The organism is Streptomyces sp. NPDC052109, assembly GCF_040680195.1.
Taxonomy (GTDB): Bacteria; Actinomycetota; Actinomycetes; order Streptomycetales; family Streptomycetaceae; genus Streptomyces.
In genome coordinates, this window is record NZ_JBFAWF010000015.1 from 21184 (window position 1) to 38425 (window position 17242).

A 17242-nucleotide genomic window follows, 5' to 3' on the forward strand; every position below is an offset into this window, starting at 1 on the left:
GGCGGCCGCGGCCGGGCAGCGGGCCGGTCACGTGTCGCCCGGTGCGAGCAGGACGGGCAGTGCGGCCAAGGAGCGCATGACCCGGGTGGACCGCCAGCGCAGTTCCCCCGGGGCACAGGCCAGGGCGGGCCGCGGATGGCGGGCGAGGAGTTCCCCGAAGGCGATTTCGCCGACCAGCCGGGCGAGGGGAACTCCGACGCAGCGGTGGATGCCGTGCCCGAAAGCCAGATGCGGATTGGGCGACCTGGTGACGTCGAGCCGGTCGGGGTCGGCGAAGCGCCGCTCGTCCCGGTCGGCGGAGTTCATGATGACCGAGACGATGCCGCCCTTGGGGACGACGGTGCCGTCCACCTCGATGTCCTCACGGGCGACGCGCAGGGTGGACAGGGCCACCGGGCCGTCGTACCGCAGGAACTCGTCGACCGCCGTCGGCAGCAACCCGGGGTCACGCGCCAGCAGGTCGAGCTGCTCGGGATGGCGCAGCAGCGCCAGCATTCCGTTCGCGACCATGCTCACCGTCGGTTCCTGCCCGGTGTTCAGCAGGAAGATGAGCAGTGCCGTCATCTCGTCCTCGGTGAGCGCTCCGTCTGCCTCCTGGGCCAGCAACAAGCCGGTGAGCACATCGGGTTCGGCCGGCACTTCGGCCGCCGTGCGCAACTCCGCCCGTCTGCGGCTGATCAGATCGGTGAAGAAGCCGCACATCCGGGTGTACGCCTCGGCGCGGCTCATGGTGGTGGCCGCGCCGGGCACGGCCAGCCCGGCGGAGGCCCAGGCGTGGTACTCGTCGAAGTTCTCGGTCGGCACGCCCAGGATCTCGCCGATGACACGCACCGCCAGGGGGAGGGCGTACTCGGCGATCAGGTCCACGGGGCGGTGCGGGTCGAGCCCGTCGAGGAGTTCGCGCACCGTGCGCACCACCCGGGGTCGCAGCGCGGCCGCCCGGCCGGTGCTGAAGCTGCCCTGGACCATGGCCCGCAGCCGTGTGTGGTCCGGCGGGTCGGTGTTCAGCAGATGGAACATGTGCTGGTCGGTGTGGGGGTCGCCGGTGACATATCCGGCGGCGGCCAGCTCGTCCCAGGCGGCGCGCGGGTCCTTGGTGAGCCGGGGGTCGGCGAGCATGCGCCGCCCGTGCTCATGTCCCACGAAGGTCCACCGGCACAGACCGGTGGGCTCCTGGACGACGTGGACCTCACCCGTCTCCCTGAGGTCCGCGTACCGCGGGTAGGGATCCGGCGTGGAGCCGTCGGGCAGCAGGACGGGGTTGTCGGGTGAGGCGGTCACCGGTTCTCCCAGGGCATCAGCTGGTTCTGCGCGAAGCCGGCGATACGGCCCCGCACGACGGGTGAGGACATCAGCCGCGCGAACTCGGTGACGGCCACCTGCTCATGGCGCTCCGCCGGCTGTCGCAGCTGCTCGAAGTAGCGCTTGCCGTCGGCGACGACGCTCGTGTCGATCTTGGTGAGCCGGGAGGCGAGACGGCGCAGCGCGGGCCTGGCGTCGTCCATCACCTCATCCACGAGGTGGATCCGGGCGGCGTGCTCGGCGGTGACCGGCAGGGTGCTCAGCGTCATCGCGTACGCGGGCTGGAAGCCGGTGCGCCGGATCAGGAACGGCAGGACGCAGCAGGGCAGCAGGCCCCACAGCGCCTCGGGGAGGGCGAAGCTGCTGCGAGCACTCGCGTACACGAAGTCGCTGGCCGCGGCGATGCCCACGCCGCCGCCGGTGACCCGGCCGTCGACCACGCTCACCACCACCCTGGGAAGCGACGCCAGCCGCTTCAGCAGCCCGTAGAAGACCTGTCCGCCGCGCGCCGCCAGGCCGTCGTCGGCGCGGTTGCTGTCGGCGGCGTCGCCGAAGTCCATGCCCGAGCAGAAGACAGGTCCGCTGCCCTCGATGACGACCAGCCGTGTCGTGGGGTCGCCTTCCGCCTCGTCGAGGGCGGCGTGCAGGTCACGCATCAACGTGTCGTTGATGCTGTTGTTGCGGTCGGGGCGGTCGATGACGACGCGGAGCGTCTCACGCTGCCGCTCGACGCGCAGGGTCCGTCCGGGTGCCACGTCCACATCAGCTCCATCGGTAACGGCGGTGGAAGTCGACCACCTTGTCGAGCACCAGCAGTCCACGGCCGGCGAACCTGCTCTCGTACACCTCCGCGTAGGGGGTGACGTCGTAGGCGTGGTCGCGCACGCCGCTCATGCGCTGCGTGCTCAGGTCGCTGATGAGCTCGTACTGCGGCATCGTCAGCGGATGGCGGTCGGCGATCGCGGCCTTGATCCCTCGGCCGGCCAGTTGCCGGCGGCCCTGCGGCGAGACGACACCGCTGTAGAACTCCGAGGCGCAGCCGGAACCGTAGGAGAACATGCCGACCCTTTTGGGGACGTCGAGTACGACGTGGTCGATCAGCGAGCACAGCGCCAGGTAGAGGGCCGCCGAGTAGACGTTGCCGACCTGGGTGGCGTACCGCAGGCAGGGCTCGACCCGCTCCGCGAAGTCGCGGTCGGCCTCCTGGGGGGTGGCGGGGGCCTGGGCGCGCCGCAGTCTGCGATAGGCGCCCTTGACCATCCCGGCGAACGGCGTGTGGAACACCAGGTGGTCGAAGGTGGTCATCAGGTCGGCGGACGGCACGCGCTCCCGGTAGGCGGCGAAGCTGTGCACGAGACATTCCATGTAGGCCATCAGCGACAGGTCGGAGTCGCCGGCCTCCAGGTCGGGGCGGGGCCTGAGGGTGTCCATCACCTCGAAGCTGTGGTACCCGTTGGCGCCTGGATCGAGCGCGAGGATCCCGGGCGCACCGCCGACGAGCATCGCCACCGCGCCGGCGCCCTGCGAGGGCTCCCAGTACGTGTCGCGGGCTGCGACGCTGGAGGCGTCGGCGGCGATGACCAGCGCCTTGGCACCGGGCACCGGGCAGGCGGCGACGATGCCGGCCGCGGTCTGCAACGCGGCCGTGCCGCCGTAGCAGGCGTGCTTCACCTCGAAGGACCGGCAGCGTTTGCCGAGCCCCAGGTAGTGCTGCACATAGGTGCTGATCGGTTTGCCGAAGTCCAGGCCGGACTCGGTGCCCACGACGATCAGCTCGATGCGGTCGCGCTCCTCGGGCGTCAGTTCGTCGACGAGGGGCTTGGCGGCGTTGACCGCGTTGGTGACCGGGTCCTCGCAGGGCAGGTTGACGGACTTGCGCTCCATCATGAGGTTGCCCCTGCGGCGGTCGTCCAGGCCGCGGGCCTCGAAGAGCTGCGGTACGCCGAGCGACGCCTGCCCGACATAGGCGTTGATCGCCTCGATGCCCACGGCCATGGCGATCAGCCCGCCGGGGTGTACGGCACCAGGACGGTGTCCTGGATGCTTCCGGGCACGAACAGGTCGCCCCAGCCGCCACCACCGTACTGGTCGGGGACGCGCTTCTTGCCGTGCAACTCCTGGTAGCCGGGGTCGCCCACCAGCGCCTCGACCTTCTCGTAGGCGTCGAGGGAACGCAGGTGGATGAGCCAGTGCAGGGTGTCCTGGTGGCCGAAGATCTCCTCGTAGAGGAAGGCGGTCACCTCGCCCGGCAGCGCGGTGTTGACGTACTCCGACCATTCGACGCCGTAGTAGCGCGCCTGGTCGCGCAGGGCGTAGCGGGCCTTGGCGGTGCGCAGGACGACCGCGCCCGCGTCGGCCGTGGTCAGCTGCACCGACTCGGGCTGGCTGGTCTGGTACACGGCCGGGTCGGTGAACATCTCCGACGGGTCGACCGCGCCCTCCGGAGGGTGCCCCACGCCGTGCTGGGGACACAGGATGCGCTCCGAGAAGGTGCCGGGCAGGAACATGCGCTCCCAGTTGCCGCCGCCCTTGCCGGGCAGCCGGTCCAGCGTGGAGATGTCCTGGTACTCGCGGTCGTGGTCGACCATCGTGAGCAGCCGCTGGTAGTCGTGCGGGGACTTCAGGTGCACGAACCAGTGCAGTTTGTCCTTCGCGCCCAGCACCTCCTTGTAGAGGTAGGCGCCCATCACATCGCCCTGTGCGTTGTTCAGGTAGCGCACCAGGTCGGCGCCGAACTCGCCGCCCTCGGCGGCGAATCCGTACTCCAGCTGGCCGGTGCGGTGCACGGTGAAGCCGGAGTTGGCCGAGTGGAGTGCCGGGGTGCGGGCTTCTTCGGGGGCGTTGGTCACGTCCTTGCTCCTTGCTGAGCGGATGCGGGCGGGAAAGGTGCCGTCTGCTGCGCGGTGTCGGGCCGGTCGGTGAGGGCCCAGCGGACCAGCTCGTCGGCCACCTGCGCGGGCGCGGGAAGAGCCGCCATCTCCGCGCGGACCTCGCGCGCAGCGGCGCCCAGGGCAAGGTCGCCGAGGGTCGCGCCGAGTGCGTCGGCCACCGCGGTCGTGTCCTCGACGACGACTCCGCAGCCACGCCGTCGGACGGCCTCGGCGTTGATGAAGTGGTCGGACATGTGCGGCAGCACCAGTTGCGGCACACCCGCGTCCAGCGCCGTGAGGGTGGTGGACGAACCGCCGTGGTGCACCAGCGCGTCGCAGCTCTCCAGCAGTACGCGCAGCGGCACGTAGCCGCAGCCGCGGACGTTGTCCGGCAGCGGGCCGTACTCCGCCAGCCGGGCGTGCTCCGCGGTGAGCAGGAACTCCGCGTCGAGCCGCGCGGCGGTCTCGATGACCGGGGCGAACCCGCCGGGCCCCTGTTCGGGCAGCACCGTGCCCAGGGTCACGGCGATCCTGGGGCGCCCGGTGCGCGGGGCGAGCCAGTCGCCGACCAGCCCGCCGCCGTTGAACGGCACGTACCGCATGGGGCGGCCGTAGGCGGGACCGATCCCCATGCTGGGCGGGGAGACGTCCAGCGCGGTGCTGCGGCGGGGCGGCCGTACCCCGTAGCGGGCGTAGTCCCCGGCGAGGTACGCGGCGAGTGCGTCGACGACCTGCGGGCCACGGGCGAAGCCGATGGGATGCTCCACGGCCGGTACCCCGAGCAGCGCGGCCACCAGCGGGCCGCCGCCCTGCATGGACTCGAACACCACCAGGTCGGGCTGCCAGCGGAGGCCCACCTCCACCAGGCCGTCCAGTGTGCCGGCGGACATCGGGCCGAATATGCGGGCGGCGAACGCCCAGCCGTTGCCGTCGCGCACCTCGCGGGCACGGCGGCATTCCTCGATCTGACGCCCGGCCATCTGCGCCGGGCTCAGTCCGAGCCTGTCGGCCTCCGCGCGCGTCCGTGCCCGCAGCTGCTCGCGCAGGGCTTCCATGCGCTCGCGCGAGGCGATCTCGGCGACGTGCAGGCCGGCTCCCACCACCGCGGGGAGGTCGGCGGGCAGCCGGCCCGCCGTGGCGAACAGCACCTCGTGACCGGCCGCGCGGAACGCCCAGGTCAGTGGGACGGTGGCGAAGGTGTGGCCGTGTCCGGGCGAAGTGGTGACGAGGATCCGCACGTCGCTACGCCCACCAGTCCCGGACGCCACCCTCGTCGCAGCCGAACTGGCGCCAGATCTTGCCGTCCTTGACCACGTAGGAGCCGACCGCGACGATCTCCTCGCCCTTGATGCGCATGGCGCTGCGGGTCATGATCTGGTCGTCGCTGTGCACGTACTCCAGCACACCGAGGAACTCGGGGTCGAGGTCCTCGTACTTCTCCATCAGGTCGCTGATGGCCTCCTTGCCCTCCAGAACGCCCTGGAAGCGCAGGGACTTCACCTCCGGGTGGTAGGTCTGCATGAGGCCTTCCTTGTCGTTGGCCATCATGCATTCGATCTGCCGGCGGAAGACCGGGTGCAGGGCGGAGAGGTCGGTCATGTCTGCCTCCTGAGCGACGGTTGTGTGCCCGGCGCGCCCGCCGCGGCAGGACCACTGTCGGATCCGTGGCCGGTGCCGTCTGCTCAATTCGGAGCAGCGCAGGCCCGCGGGGCGCGCCCATGCTCCCGGTATGACGACAGACGCTCGCGCCGCGACGGAACCGCACCGGCAGCCGCTGGACAACGACGCCATCGAGCAGCTGATCCTGGTTGCCGGCGGCCGGTCCGCGTCCGTACGGACGGTGGTCGAGGAGCTCGGGGCCGAGCGGGTCTGTGCCCTGCTCGCGGACGAGGTGTCCTTCCGCGCCGACATCCCGGTCATGGACCTGTTCGACTCGCCGCTCGCGCTGCAGTTCGACATCACCCACGGCGACCTGCGGGTCGGCCATGTCGTCGAGGCCGTCCACGGGGAGCCGGTGCGCCTGTACCCCGGGGTCAGCGACCGGGCCGCGATGGTCATCGAGTACGACCTGCTGGACCTGGTCGACGATCTCTTCGGCCCGGCCGGGGGCCGGCGGGCCGGACGACGACGGCTTGTGCCCGCGTTCGAGAAGGCCGCGAGCCCGCGGCCCGACCTCACGATGCCGAATGTGACCCGGTCGGCCGGACAGGCGGCCGCCGCGGTGCTCGCCGGCATCGACCGGCCCGCCGACCTCGGCGCCCTCGCCACCCGCTACTACTCGGACAAGTGGGGCAGCCTGCACTGGTTCACGCCGCACTACGAGCACCACTTCGCCGATCTGCGGGACAAGCCGGTGCGTGTGCTGGAGATCGGTGTCGGCGGTTACACGACGACGACGTTCGGGGGCGGCTCGCTGCGCATGTGGCGCCGCTTCTTCACCCGTGGCCTGGTGTACGGCCTCGACCTGTTCGACAAGACGGTGGCCGACCAGCCCCGGGTCAAGACCCTGATCGGCAGTCAGGCCGACCCCGGCCGCCTGGAAGCGATCGCCACGCGGTACGGCCCGTTCGACGTGATCATCGACGACGGAAGCCATGTCAACGCGCACGTCCTGATCTCGTTCCGCACCCTGCTGCCCCATCTCAGGCCGGGCGGCCGCTATGTGATCGAGGACCTGTGGACCGCGTACTCGCCGTCCTATGGAGGGGTCGCGGGTCCTTCAGCGGGGCCGGGAACCTCCGTCGGGCTGCTGAAGGAGCTGCTCGACGGGCTCCACCACGAGAACCACGGCAAGCCGGACGGCATCGGCGCCCAGGTGGTCGGCGTGCATGTGTACCACAACCTCGCGGTCGTCGAGAAGGGCCGCAACGAGGAGGGCGGCGTCCCGGAGTGGTGCAGCGAGCCGCATCCCGGCCAGCGGTCGGCGAGCGCTCAGGACGGGGGGGACGACCGTGCCGCCGACTGAGCCGCCGGTACCGGCGCGGGCAGTCGACCCCGCGGACGGCCCCGGCCGCATGGCCAGCTACGCCCAGGGGGTACGGGTGCCCGCCGGGGCGGATCTGCTCTTCATCAGCGGCCAGGCGCCGCAGACCGCCGACGGACACGTGCCCGAGACCTTCGACGAGCAGTGCCGCCTCGCCTGGGACAACGTGATCGCGGTGCTCACCGCCGCAGGAATGACGGTGCGCAATCTGGTGAAGGTGACGGTGATCCTGGCCGGTCCGCGGTACCGCGAGTCCTGCTCCCGGATCCGGCGCGAGGTCCTCGGCGACCATCGTCCGGCCATGCTCTACACCTTCGCCGACCTCTGGGTCGACTCCTGGCTGTTGGAGATCGAGGCCGTCGCCGCGGGCTGACCGCGTTCCGTCCTTCTCCGCCCTTCCGCCCTCTCACCCCGCAGGAATCTGACATGACGAAGCCCGAGGCGTTCAACGTCCTTCGCAGCGAGGACAGCGGCGAACTCGTCGTCGTCGCCGACTTCGCCGCGACCGGCAGACAGGCCGCCAACTTCCACGACCTGGTCAAGCTGCTCGACACCGGCCACACCATCTGGGAGACCGCCCCGGTGCCCTGGGGCCAGGAGGCCGGCATGACCGGCCGTGACCAGGCCGAGCGCTGGCTCGACGGCATCCGCGGCAGCGGCCTGAAGGTCCGTGCCCTGCTGGGCTTCTGCGGCGGAGGCATCTACGCGGGCGTCATGGCCGACCGGATCGCCGAGTGGCAGGACAGGCCCCGCCTGGTGCTGTTCGATCCGGGGTTCGCCGAGCGCCACATGCTGACCGAGCACGTGGAGGGGTTCTACCGCCGGCTCGCCAAGGCGTTCACCGAGGAGCAGCTGGCCGACGGCCGCCGCCGTGTCGCCGAGGCCGCAGCCGCCACCGGTGCGCTGGAACTGGCCGACCGGCTCGGCGAGTTGTTCCGCGACGAGCTGCGGCCCGCCATCGTGCGCGCCGGGTGGAGCGAGCGGGCCGCCGAGGACGGCGCCGACCTCGTCAACGGCTATCTGCACTGGCTGGCCGGCGCCATCGACCTCGATCCGCGCCCCGCCTGGCGCAGCGCCGACGTGCTCAACTCCGCCACCGCCGGCATCGGCCTGCACATCATCCCGGAACCCCAGCGCTCGGCCCTGTTCGGCTCCGCCCGCTTCTTCGACGTGCCGCACGGCGACCTGCTGCGCACCGCAGAGGTGGCCGAGGCCGCCGACAGGTTGCTGGCCCGGTCCGCACAGCCGTGTGCGGACGCTCAAAAGTGACCAGACCCGCGCGCCGTCGCACCCGGAGCATGGCCTTCGCCCCGTGCGGCACGCCCGAGAGGAGACGCCGTGGACGACACACCTCGGAGGGGCCCTGCCCCCCTACTGCGCTCCCTGGCCGACTTCCTCACGGGGCCCGAGATGGTCGAGGCGGTCTTCGCCTGCTGGCCGACGATCCCGCTGCCCCCCATTTCCTGCATCCCATCCACGGCAACCGACACCGAAGAGGCGGACCATGAGTAAGCGCGTCACCGGAGCCTTCACCTTCGACACATGGGAGGGCGACGAGGTCATCCGATGGGACGAGGCGCAGGCCCAGCGAAGGAAGGGCGCGAAGACCTTCACCGGAGAGATGACCGGCACCAGCGTGCTGGAGGCCATCATGTGCGGGGTGGAAGGCGGTCCGGCCGTCTACGTCGCGATCGAGAAGCTCGACCTGGAGTTCCACGGCATGAAGGGAAGCTTCATGCTGGCGCACCGCTCGATGGCCCACGGCGACGACCACCGCAAGTCCCTGGACATCGTGCCCGGTTCGGGCACCGGCGACTTCAAGGGCATCTCCGGCACCGCGGAGATCCTGCCGGGGCACGACTTCGTCGTGGACTACGACCTTGAGTCCTGAGGCGGCGGTGGCGCCGCTCACCGTGCCCGACCTGCTGCGCCACCGTGCGCGCGTGCAGCCGGACGGCGTGGCCATCGTGGTCGACGGCGCCGCCGAACTGACGTACCGGGACTGGGAGGAGCGTTCCAACGCCCTCGCTCACCGGCTGCTGGCCGACGGTGCCGGCCGGGGCGAGAGGATCGGGCTGTTCTTCGGCGGCATGGAGTGGGTCGAGTACGCCGTCGCCTACTTCGCGGTGCTGAAGTCGGGGGCGACCGCGGTGCACCTCAACGCCGACCAGCCGGCCGGGGAACTGGCTCGGCGGATGACGGTGGCCGAGGTGTCCCGGCTCCTGCACGCGCCGGGCCGAACCGCACCCGCCGCCTGGTCCGGCCGGACACTGGCCACGGACGCGCTCGCCGGCGCCGACCGCACTGATCCCGGTGTGGCGATCGCACCGGAGGACCTCGCGGACGTGGTGTTCACCTCAGGCACCACCGGGCCGGCCAAGGCGTACACCATTCCGCACGGCAACGCCGTCTTCGGCCGAAAGCCCGAGGCGATGGACGCCTTCGGCTCGGCCTCGTATCTGCTGACCACGCTGCAGATCGCCACCGGCAGCAGCGCCAGCGCGCTGAACATCGCCACCATCGCCAAGGTCGTCACGGTGTTGGCCCCGCCGGGTGACATCGACCGCAGCGGACAGCTCATCGAGAAGTACCGCGTCGGCATGGTCGCGATCAACCCGTGGATCGCCAACCAGATGGTGCTGGCCCGGCTCCACGAGACGTACGACCTGTCGTCCGTCGGGATGTTCGCCTGCGGCTCGGCGCCGTTGCCGCCCGCCCGCGCCCGGCAGCTGCTGGAGATGGTGCCCGGCGTACGCATCACCAGCGCCTGCTCGCAGTCGGAGGCGAGCCCCGCGCTGTGCGTGAATGTCTTCGACCCCGAGTACCCGCTGTCGGTCGGACAGCCGACACCGGTCACCGAGCTGCGCGTGGTCGACGAGGACGGCACCGACCTGCCGACGGGCCGGGTCGGCGAGATATGGCTGCGCCATCCGGCCCCGAAGCGGCTGTACCTCGGCCTGCCCGAGGTCAACGAGCGGATCAAGGCGGACGGTTGGTACCGCACGGGGGACCTGGGGCACCTCGACGACGAGGGCCGACTGCACTTCTTCGACCGTCGTGCCGACGCGGTGCGTACCGCCGGAGGACCGGTTTCCACGCTGGCCGTCGAGGCGGCCCTGTACGAACACCCGGCCGTGATCGAGGCCGCCGCCTTCGGCGTCCCGGCCGGTTCCCCCGTCCAGCAGGTGGCGGCCGCGGTGGTGCTCGACCCCGCGCACGACGCCACCGATCTCGACGCGCATCTGGCCGCGCGGCTCGACACCGGTCACCGCCCGGTGCGGGTGCTCGTCCTGGACGCGTTGCCGCGCAACTCGCAGAACAAGGTCCTCAAACGCGAGCTGCGCGAGCGCTGCGGCTGACCCACCACCCACAAGGGGGCTCCCGCCCGGGAGCCCCCTGTTCCATCCCGCCCTGAGGAGAACCCCCATGACTTCACCGACCCCGGTCGCCGCCGGGGGCGCGGATCCCCGCCGCTGGCGCGCGCTCGCCGTCCTGCTGACCGCGAGTCTCGTCGACGTCATCGACGTCACGATCGTCAACATCACCATGCCCACCATCCGGAAGGACATCGACGCCTCCTACAGCGCGCTGCAGTGGGTGAGCGCCGGATACGCCCTCGCGTTCGCGGTCGGGCTGATCACCGGTGGCCGGCTCGGGGACATCTACGGCCGTAAGCGCGTCTTCCTGATCGGCATCGGCGGCTTCACCGTCGCCTCCACGCTGTGCGGCGTGGCCGGCGACCCCGGCCTTCTGATCGCGGCGCGGGTGCTGCAGGGCGCCTGCGCGGCGTTGATGGTGCCCCAGGTGCTGTCGACCATCCATGTCACCTTCCCCATGGAGGAGCGGGGCAAGGTGTTCGGCCTGTTCGGCTCGGTCATCGGCATGGGGGCCGTGCTGGGGCCCCTGGTCGGGGCGGTGCTGACCCAGGGCGATGTGTTCGGCCTGAGCTGGCGCGCGGTCTTCCTGCTGAATCTGCCGATCGGCCTGGCGGGGCTCGTCTTCGGCATGCGCCTGATCGGTGAGTCGAAGGCCCCGCAGGCACTGCGCCTGGACCCGGTGGGCATCGTGCTGGCCAGCGCCGGGCTGCTGATGCTGCTCGTGCCGCTCACCCGGGGCCGCGAACTGGGCTGGCCCGCCTGGAGTTTCGCGCTGATGGCCGGCAGCTTCGTGGTCTTCGCCGGCTTCGTGCTGTACGAGCGCGTCAAGAGTCGCCGCGACGGCTCGCCGCTGGTGGAGTTGTCGCTGTTCCGGGTGCGCAGCTTCGCCGCCGGTATCGGCATCCAGCTGGCCGTCAGCATGGTCTGCGGCATCTTCTTGATGGTGTGGACGCTCCACCTCCAGCTCGGTCTGGGCTACAGCCCGCTGAAGACGGGCCTGACCGGCACCCCCAACGCGATCGCCACGTCGGTCGCCGCGGTGCTGGCGATGCAGAAACTGGCGCCCCACGGCCGAAAGGTGCTGCAGGCCGGTGCGCTGATCATGGCCGCGGGGGCCGCACTGTTCGCCCTGGAAGCCCGGCACTACGGCAGCGGCATCGGTCCCTGGGCCATGGTGCTGCCGCTCGCGGTGATGGGAGCCGGTACGGGACTGATCATCACACCGCTGACCGGTTCGGTGCTCTCCCAGGTGCCGTTCCAGCACGCGGGCTCGGCCTCCGGCCTGATCAACACGACCAACCAGCTGGGCATCGCGCTGGGCCTCGGGCTGTCCTCGGTCACCTTCTTCGACGTTCTGGACGGTGCCGGTGCCGGTGTTTCGCCGGCGACGGCGTTCAACGACGCCTTCGTCAATTCCCTGTGGTGGGTGGTCGGAGGTCTGGGCGTCGCGTTCCTGCTGATGCTGGCCCTGCCACGGCTCCCTCAGCCGCCTGTCGGCATGATGCCGGCCGCCGAGGCCGAGGAGGGCGAAGCACCGGTGACGGCCTGAGCCGGCCACGGGACACGGACGGCGAGGGGCTCCGGTGGAGTCCCTCGCCGTCTCTGCCGGCGTGCGTCAGGTGTTCGTGGAGGAGGTCGCCGAGGACGCGGCGGGCGGCGCGCCCGCGCGGCGGGGCGTCAGGGACGGCGCGGCTTCCACGAGGGCTCGGGTCCACTGGTGCCGGGGAGCCGTCAGTACGCGTGAGACCGGCCCTTGTTCGCACACCCGGCCGTCGGCCAGGACGAGGACCCGGTCGGCGATCCTGGCGAGGACGCCGAGGTCGTGGGTGACGAACACCAGGGCGAGGCCGAGGCGTTCACGCAAGTCGTCCAGCAGGTCGAGCACCGCCGCCTGGACCCGGGTGTCCAGGCTGGCGGTGACTTCGTCGCACAGCAGCACGTCCGGGCGGGCCGCGAGGGCCCGGGCGATGGTCACCCGCTGGCGCTGGCCGCCCGAGAGCTGCCCCGGCCAGCGGGCGGCCACGGAGGCGTCGAGACCGACGAGTGACAGCAGCCGGGTGACTTCGAGCGCGGCCTCGGCACGGCTCATGCCCTGCAGCTTCCGCAACGGCCGGGTGAGCGCGGCCTCCACCGTGCGGCGCGGGTTGAGGGAGAGGGACGCGTCCTGGGCGATGAGCTGGATCCTGCGCAACTGTTCGGTACTCCGGTCCCGCAGCCGCGCCGGCACGACTTCCCCCGCGAGAGCCACGGTGCCCCCGTCGGGCCGGTGATGACCGCTGACACAGCGTGCGAGCGTCGTCTTTCCGGCACCGGACAATCCCAGCAACGCCAGACACTCCCCCGCCGCCACGTCGAAGGAGATCCCCTCGGCGATCACGGACTGCCGGCCGTGCCCGGCTCGCAGCTCCCGCACGCTCAGCAGCGGGGGCCCACCGGACGCGGACGCCACGGCAACGGACTTACCCGCCACGGAGGTTGAGGCGAGACCTGCGTCCACCGCTGCCGGCCCCGCGGCGCACTCGGCGGCCGCCGGCCCTTCGGCGGCCGGCCCGGGCCCCGCGGGCGCGAGGGCCCGGTCGATCGTCGGAGCCGCCCGGAGCAGTTGGGCCGTGTACGCCGACTCCGGGTCGGTGAAGGCCCGGGACAGGGCCGTGTCCTCCACGATACGGCCGTCCCGCATCACCACCAGCCGGTCGGCGAGGTGTGCGGCGGCCGGCAGCTCGTGCGTGATCAGCACCAGTGTCAGTCCGTGCTCGGCGACGAGTTCGTCGAGCTGGTCGAGGACCCTGCGCTGGGCGAGGACGTCGAGACCGGTGGTCGGCTCGTCCAGGATCAGGACCGTCGGTTGCGGTGCCAGCGCCCGGGCCAGCGCGAGCCGCTGCTGCTGGCCGCCGGAGAGCTGGTGCGGGAACCGTCGCCGGAACGCGCGGTCGGCGGGCAGCCCGACCCGTTCGAGGAGGTGCCCGACGATGTCGGCCTCGGCACGCGCCACGGCCGTCTCGGCGATCTGCGCGCCGACGCGGAGATGGGGGGTCAGATGTGCGGGAGGGTCCTGCGGCAGGTAGGACACCGTTCTGCGCCGCACCGCCCGGACGGTGGACCCGTCGAGCGCCAACATGTCGTGACCGGCGAGCCGCACCTCCCCGCCGGCCACGTGCAGCCCCCTGCGCGCCACGCCCAGCAGCGCGTGGGCGAGCGTGGTCTTGCCGGAGCCGGACTCGCCGACCACGGCGACCCGTTCGCCCGCGGCGACCGCGAAGGAGACCCTGTCCAGGACCGCTCGGTCCGCCGCGTCCCGTACGGTCAGCTCCTGTACGGCGATCACGACGGGATCCGCGCGGTGAGCCGGTCCAGCAGCAGGTTGGCCGAGACGGTGAGGCAGGACAGGGCGACGGCGGGCAGGACGACGCCCCAGGGCGAGAGGGTGATGCCCTCGATGTTCTCGCTGATCATGGCTCCCCAGTTCGGTTCGCCCGGGCCGAATCCGAGGAATCCGGCCGAGGCGGTGATGAAGATGGCGATCGCGAACCGGCTTCCGGCGTCCGCGAGGATGGGGCGGGCGATGTTGGGCACGATCTCCCGTGCCATGACGGTGAACGGGCCGTCGCCAAGGGCCATGGCCTGCTCCACGTACCCCGTGCGCATCACGGTCAGGGTCGCCGCACGGGCCACCTTGGAGACGAAGGGCACCCCGGTGATCAGGACCGTCGCGAACAGCACGGGCCCGGAGTAGCCCCAGCCGTGCAGCAGGACGAGCAGCGACAGCACCGGGGGAATCACCAGCAGCAGGTTGGCCGTCCGCGACAACACGGCGTCCACGGGTCCCCGGAAGTAGCCGGCCACCAGGCCCACGGCCGTGCCCAGCACCATGGTGGCCACCGTGCCGAGCAGCGGCAGCACGACCAGGTCCCGCCCACCGCACAGGAACCGCGCCCACACGTCCCGTCCGGCGCCGTCGGCGCCCAGCGGCAGGCCCGGGGCCCGCACCGCGTACGGCACGGAGACCACCCGGGCCGGATCGTGTCCGGCGAACAGCGGCCCGGCCAGCGCCACGGCGAGCACGGCCACCAGCGGCAGCAGCGACAACCATGCCGCGATACGGCGCGTCATGAGGCACTCCTCAGTTTCGGAGTGGCCACAGCGGCGAGCACGTCGGCCAGTGTCAGGCAGGTGACGGTCACCATGGCGAGCAGCAGCCCCACGCCCTCCAGGACGGGCGTGTCGTGGTGCTGTACGGCGCCGACCAGGGTCTCGGACAGACCCGGATAGCCGAACACCCGCTCGACCACGGCCGTGCCTCCGAACAGGGCGGCGATCAGCCAGGCGAAGGCCTGCACGCACGGCGCCACCGTGGCGGGCAGCAGATGACGCAGGATCACCCTGCGTTCGGGCAGCCCGGCAAGCCGTGCCGCCTCCACGTACGGGGCGGCGTCGGCGTCGAGGACCGCGGCGCGCACGATCCGGCTCGCCCAGGAAGCCGAGAACAGGGTGAGGGACAGCACGGGCAGCACCAGGATCTCCGGGCGGTCCAGCGGTGTGCCGCCGAAGGGCACGAGCGACACCGCCGGCAGGAGCCGCAGCCCGGTGCCCAGGAGCAGCACCAGCAGGACGGCCGTGACGAACTGCGGCACCGACACGATCGCGACGGCGGCCCCCGACAGCAGCCGGTCCGTTCGGCTGCCCGGCCGCATCCCGGTCAGCAGTCCGAGCGCGACGGCCAGCAGCACGGTGGCGAGGACAGTGAGGCCGACCAGCAGGCCCGTGTCGAGAAAGGGGGTGACCACCACGTCCAGGACGGGTCTGCGGTCGTACAGGCTCCGGCCGAGATCGCCGCGCACCGCCCGGCCCGCCCACTCCAGATACTGCTGGACCAGCGGCCGGTCGAGACCGTACTCGGCCCGCACCCGGGCGACTTCGGCGGTGGTGGCGCCGGCGCCGAGCGAGGCGCTCGCTGCGTCCCCGGGCACCATCTGGGAACCGGCGAACAGCAGGGCCGAGGCACCGAGGAGGGTCCCCAGCGCCCCGGCCAGCCTGCGGCCCACCGCGGCCGCCGGCCTCATCCTGCCGTGGCGGTGCCGAACACCGGCATCGCGCCGATGCGAACGACGCCCTTCAACGGGATCCGAGTCGCGTCGAGCTGGTCCTGGAAGGCCCAGATGATGTCGCCACCGTTGTCGTAGAAGTCCCGCTCGATCTTCTTGAAGGCCTCGGCGCGCCGGCCGTCGTCGACGATCCGCTGGGCGGCCGCGAGCTGCTTGAAGTGGTCCGGGCCGGCGCCGGTGACGTTGAAGAAGGCTCCCTTGGAGGTGGTGGCGGCCAGGTGCAGCGGCGCCGGGCGGTTGGCGTAGTAGAAGGCCTGGAACGGCTGCTTCGTCAGGGACGCGAGGTCGGCGTAGTAGGCGTCGGCCGGCACGTTCTGGAGGGTGAGCTTCACCCCGACGTCGGACAGCTGCTGGGCGAAGAGCCGGGAGGCGTCGGTCATACCGGGCACGATCTCCGACGTCCGCAGCGTCAGCTTGGTGACGCCGGCCTCCCGCAGCAGCTTCCTGGCCTCCGCCACGTCGCGCTGTCGGGCCGGCAGGTCCGTGGCGTAACCGGGCAGGCCCTCGCCGACCACGTCGTCGGCGACCCGGCCGTTGCCGAGCAGCGCGGTGTCGACGAGTTGCTTGCGGTCGATCGCCAGTCGCAGGGCCTTGCGCACCTTCGGGTTGTCGAACGGCGCGATGGTCTGGTTCATCGAGAAGCTGAGCGCATTCGCACTGGCGAGGCCCGACCGCACGACGGTGATCGCCTTGTCGGTCTTCTCCGCGGCCGCGCCGACGGCGCTGACGCCCACGGCGTAGTCGGCCTGGCCGCCCTTGACGGCGTTCAGCCGGGCGGCCGGATCGTCGATCCTGAGCAGTTCCAGGTGCTTGATCGCGGGCTTGCCGCCCCAGTACGTGTCGTTGGCGACCAGCCGGACGTTCCCGCCGTCGATGCCGTCGAGCTTGTAGGGGCCGGAGCCGGCGTCCTTGCTGAAGTCCGTGGTCCCGGCCGGGAAGACGGGCGAGTACGTGGCGAGCACCGCCTCACGGAAGTCACCGCGGGCCTGCTTCAGCGGCACCTGCAGCGTGTGCGTGTCGACGACCTTGATGTGGGCCAGGTCGACGTCGGCGAAGACGGACGCGCGGTTGCTGGGCGGAGCACCGACGGTGCGCAGGCTGTAGGCCACGTCCGCGGCCGTCACGGGTCGCCCGTCGTGGAACGTGACTCCGTCGCGCAGCGTGATCGTCCACTTCGTGCCGTCGGCGTTCGGCGTCACCGAACGGGCCAGCTTGTAGGTGTACTTGTCGCCCTCCAGGCTCATCAGGCTGTCGTAGAGGTGGAACATCACCATGGAGCTCAGGCCGTTGCCGACGGCGCGCGGGTCGGTGCCGGTCGCCTTCGTCGGATCACCTACGGCGATCTTCAGCGTGTCCACCGCCCGTGGCTTCGCCGCGGTCGCCTGCGAGGCGGAGTCGTCCGAGGAGCAGGCCGTGAGCATGCCACTGCCGACAGCCGCAGCCAGGACCATGGCACCGGCACCCCTCAGCAGGGACCGTCGGCGCAGCGGGGAAGAGGAGGCAGGCATGGTGGTGAGCTCCCGTCTGGACGTGGGGTGTTCGTGTGCTGTGCACAGGAGCGTCACATCCGCTGCCGACGGGGGCTGCTCAATACTGACCAGACCCGGC

Annotated in this window: 16 protein-coding genes; 6 read left to right on the forward strand and 10 right to left on the reverse strand. The window is 71.5% G+C overall.

Features of this window, described 5'->3' with window-relative positions; translation table 11 throughout:
• Nucleotides 1-27: 27 nt before the first annotated feature.
• The 6 genes from AB0L59_RS27030 to AB0L59_RS27055 are packed head-to-tail and all read right to left on the reverse strand — an operon-like array spanning nucleotide 28 to nucleotide 5771.
• Nucleotides 28-1281, reverse strand: a complete 1254-nt coding sequence (locus AB0L59_RS27030) for a cytochrome P450 (protein WP_365588450.1) — start codon at nucleotides 1279-1281, stop codon at nucleotides 28-30.
• Nucleotides 1278-2063 carry an enoyl-CoA hydratase-related protein gene (locus AB0L59_RS27035; protein WP_365588453.1) on the reverse strand — a complete coding sequence of 262 codons (786 nt, stop codon included), beginning with the start codon at nucleotides 2061-2063 and terminating at the stop codon, nucleotides 1278-1280. The genes AB0L59_RS27030 and AB0L59_RS27035 overlap by 4 nt, the downstream gene beginning before the upstream one ends.
• A gap of 1 nt (nucleotide 2064) precedes the next feature.
• Nucleotides 2065-3297 (reverse strand): hydroxymethylglutaryl-CoA synthase, encoded by a 1233-nt coding sequence (locus AB0L59_RS27040; protein ID WP_365588455.1) that lies wholly within the window; start codon nucleotides 3295-3297, stop codon nucleotides 2065-2067.
• A gap of 5 nt (nucleotides 3298-3302) precedes the next feature.
• On the reverse strand, nucleotides 3303-4151 hold the full coding sequence (locus AB0L59_RS27045) for a DUF6039 family protein (RefSeq protein WP_365588458.1): 849 nt from the start codon (nucleotides 4149-4151) through the stop codon (nucleotides 3303-3305).
• Nucleotides 4148-5410 (reverse strand): glycosyltransferase, encoded by a 1263-nt coding sequence (locus AB0L59_RS27050; protein WP_365588460.1) that lies wholly within the window; start codon nucleotides 5408-5410, stop codon nucleotides 4148-4150. The genes AB0L59_RS27045 and AB0L59_RS27050 overlap by 4 nt, the downstream gene beginning before the upstream one ends.
• A gap of 4 nt (nucleotides 5411-5414) precedes the next feature.
• Complete coding sequence (locus AB0L59_RS27055; RefSeq protein ID WP_365588462.1) at nucleotides 5415-5771, reverse strand: nuclear transport factor 2 family protein; 357 nt, start codon at nucleotides 5769-5771, stop codon at nucleotides 5415-5417.
• Between the two features lie 130 nt (nucleotides 5772-5901).
• Between AB0L59_RS27055 and AB0L59_RS27060 the strand changes: the two genes are divergently transcribed.
• The 6 genes from AB0L59_RS27060 to AB0L59_RS27085 all read left to right on the forward strand — a co-directional run bounded on the left by AB0L59_RS27060 (nucleotide 5902) and on the right by AB0L59_RS27085 (nucleotide 12081).
• Nucleotides 5902-7137 (forward strand): hypothetical protein, encoded by a 1236-nt coding sequence (locus tag AB0L59_RS27060; RefSeq protein ID WP_365588464.1) that lies wholly within the window; start codon nucleotides 5902-5904, stop codon nucleotides 7135-7137.
• 49 nt (nucleotides 7138-7186) lie between these two features.
• Entirely contained in the window at nucleotides 7187-7528 is a 342-nt protein-coding gene (locus AB0L59_RS27065; protein ID WP_365588467.1) for a RidA family protein, read from the forward strand.
• A 53-nt stretch (nucleotides 7529-7581) separates the two neighbouring features.
• Nucleotides 7582-8424 carry a hypothetical protein gene (locus AB0L59_RS27070; RefSeq protein ID WP_365588469.1) on the forward strand — a complete coding sequence of 281 codons (843 nt, stop codon included), beginning with the start codon at nucleotides 7582-7584 and terminating at the stop codon, nucleotides 8422-8424.
• A gap of 235 nt (nucleotides 8425-8659) precedes the next feature.
• Nucleotides 8660-9046: a DUF3224 domain-containing protein gene (locus tag AB0L59_RS27075; RefSeq protein ID WP_365588472.1), complete on the forward strand. Its 387-nt coding sequence runs from the start codon at nucleotides 8660-8662 to the stop codon at nucleotides 9044-9046.
• Nucleotides 9036-10514, forward strand: coding sequence for a class I adenylate-forming enzyme family protein (locus AB0L59_RS27080; RefSeq protein WP_365588475.1), 1479 nt, complete (start codon nucleotides 9036-9038; stop codon nucleotides 10512-10514). Before AB0L59_RS27075 ends, AB0L59_RS27080 begins: the two co-directional genes overlap by 11 nt.
• Before the next feature lie 67 nt (nucleotides 10515-10581).
• Entirely contained in the window at nucleotides 10582-12081 is a 1500-nt protein-coding gene (locus AB0L59_RS27085; protein WP_365588477.1) for an MFS transporter, read from the forward strand.
• Nucleotides 12082-12147: 66 nt separating this feature from the next.
• Here AB0L59_RS27085 and AB0L59_RS27090 read toward each other — a convergent pair whose 3' ends face one another.
• From AB0L59_RS27090 to AB0L59_RS27105, 4 genes are read right to left on the reverse strand one after another with little or no spacing between them, the layout of a single operon-like run.
• On the reverse strand, nucleotides 12148-13857 hold the full coding sequence (locus AB0L59_RS27090; RefSeq protein ID WP_365588480.1) for an ABC transporter ATP-binding protein: 1710 nt from the start codon (nucleotides 13855-13857) through the stop codon (nucleotides 12148-12150).
• Nucleotides 13854-14642, reverse strand: a complete 789-nt coding sequence (locus AB0L59_RS27095) for an ABC transporter permease (protein ID WP_365588482.1) — start codon at nucleotides 14640-14642, stop codon at nucleotides 13854-13856. Before AB0L59_RS27095 ends, AB0L59_RS27090 begins: the two co-directional genes overlap by 4 nt.
• Nucleotides 14639-15574 carry an ABC transporter permease gene (locus AB0L59_RS27100; protein ID WP_365588485.1) on the reverse strand — a complete coding sequence of 312 codons (936 nt, stop codon included), beginning with the start codon at nucleotides 15572-15574 and terminating at the stop codon, nucleotides 14639-14641. Before AB0L59_RS27100 ends, AB0L59_RS27095 begins: the two co-directional genes overlap by 4 nt.
• Nucleotides 15575-15588: 14 nt before the next feature.
• Nucleotides 15589-17142, reverse strand: coding sequence for an ABC transporter substrate-binding protein (locus tag AB0L59_RS27105; protein WP_365588487.1), 1554 nt, complete (start codon nucleotides 17140-17142; stop codon nucleotides 15589-15591).
• Nucleotides 17143-17242 lie beyond the last annotated feature (100 nt).

Excerpts from the sequence above, each read along its gene's own strand:
- AB0L59_RS27070 (WP_365588469.1), top strand. The coding sequence starts at position 7,582 with ATGACGAAGCCCGAGGCGTTCAACGTCCTTCGCAGCGAGGACAGCGGC.
- AB0L59_RS27105 (WP_365588487.1), bottom strand. The coding sequence starts at position 17,142 with ATGCCTGCCTCCTCTTCCCCGCTGCGCCGACGGTCCCTGCTGAGGGGT.
- AB0L59_RS27040 (WP_365588455.1), bottom strand. The coding sequence starts at position 3,297 with ATGGCCGTGGGCATCGAGGCGATCAACGCCTATGTCGGGCAGGCGTCG.
- AB0L59_RS27065 (WP_365588467.1), top strand. The coding sequence starts at position 7,187 with ATGGCCAGCTACGCCCAGGGGGTACGGGTGCCCGCCGGGGCGGATCTG.
- AB0L59_RS27055 (WP_365588462.1), bottom strand. The coding sequence starts at position 5,771 with ATGACCGACCTCTCCGCCCTGCACCCGGTCTTCCGCCGGCAGATCGAA.
- AB0L59_RS27095 (WP_365588482.1), bottom strand. The coding sequence starts at position 14,642 with ATGACGCGCCGTATCGCGGCATGGTTGTCGCTGCTGCCGCTGGTGGCC.
- AB0L59_RS27060 (WP_365588464.1), top strand. The coding sequence starts at position 5,902 with ATGACGACAGACGCTCGCGCCGCGACGGAACCGCACCGGCAGCCGCTG.
- AB0L59_RS27075 (WP_365588472.1), top strand. The coding sequence starts at position 8,660 with ATGAGTAAGCGCGTCACCGGAGCCTTCACCTTCGACACATGGGAGGGC.
- AB0L59_RS27085 (WP_365588477.1), top strand. The coding sequence starts at position 10,582 with ATGACTTCACCGACCCCGGTCGCCGCCGGGGGCGCGGATCCCCGCCGC.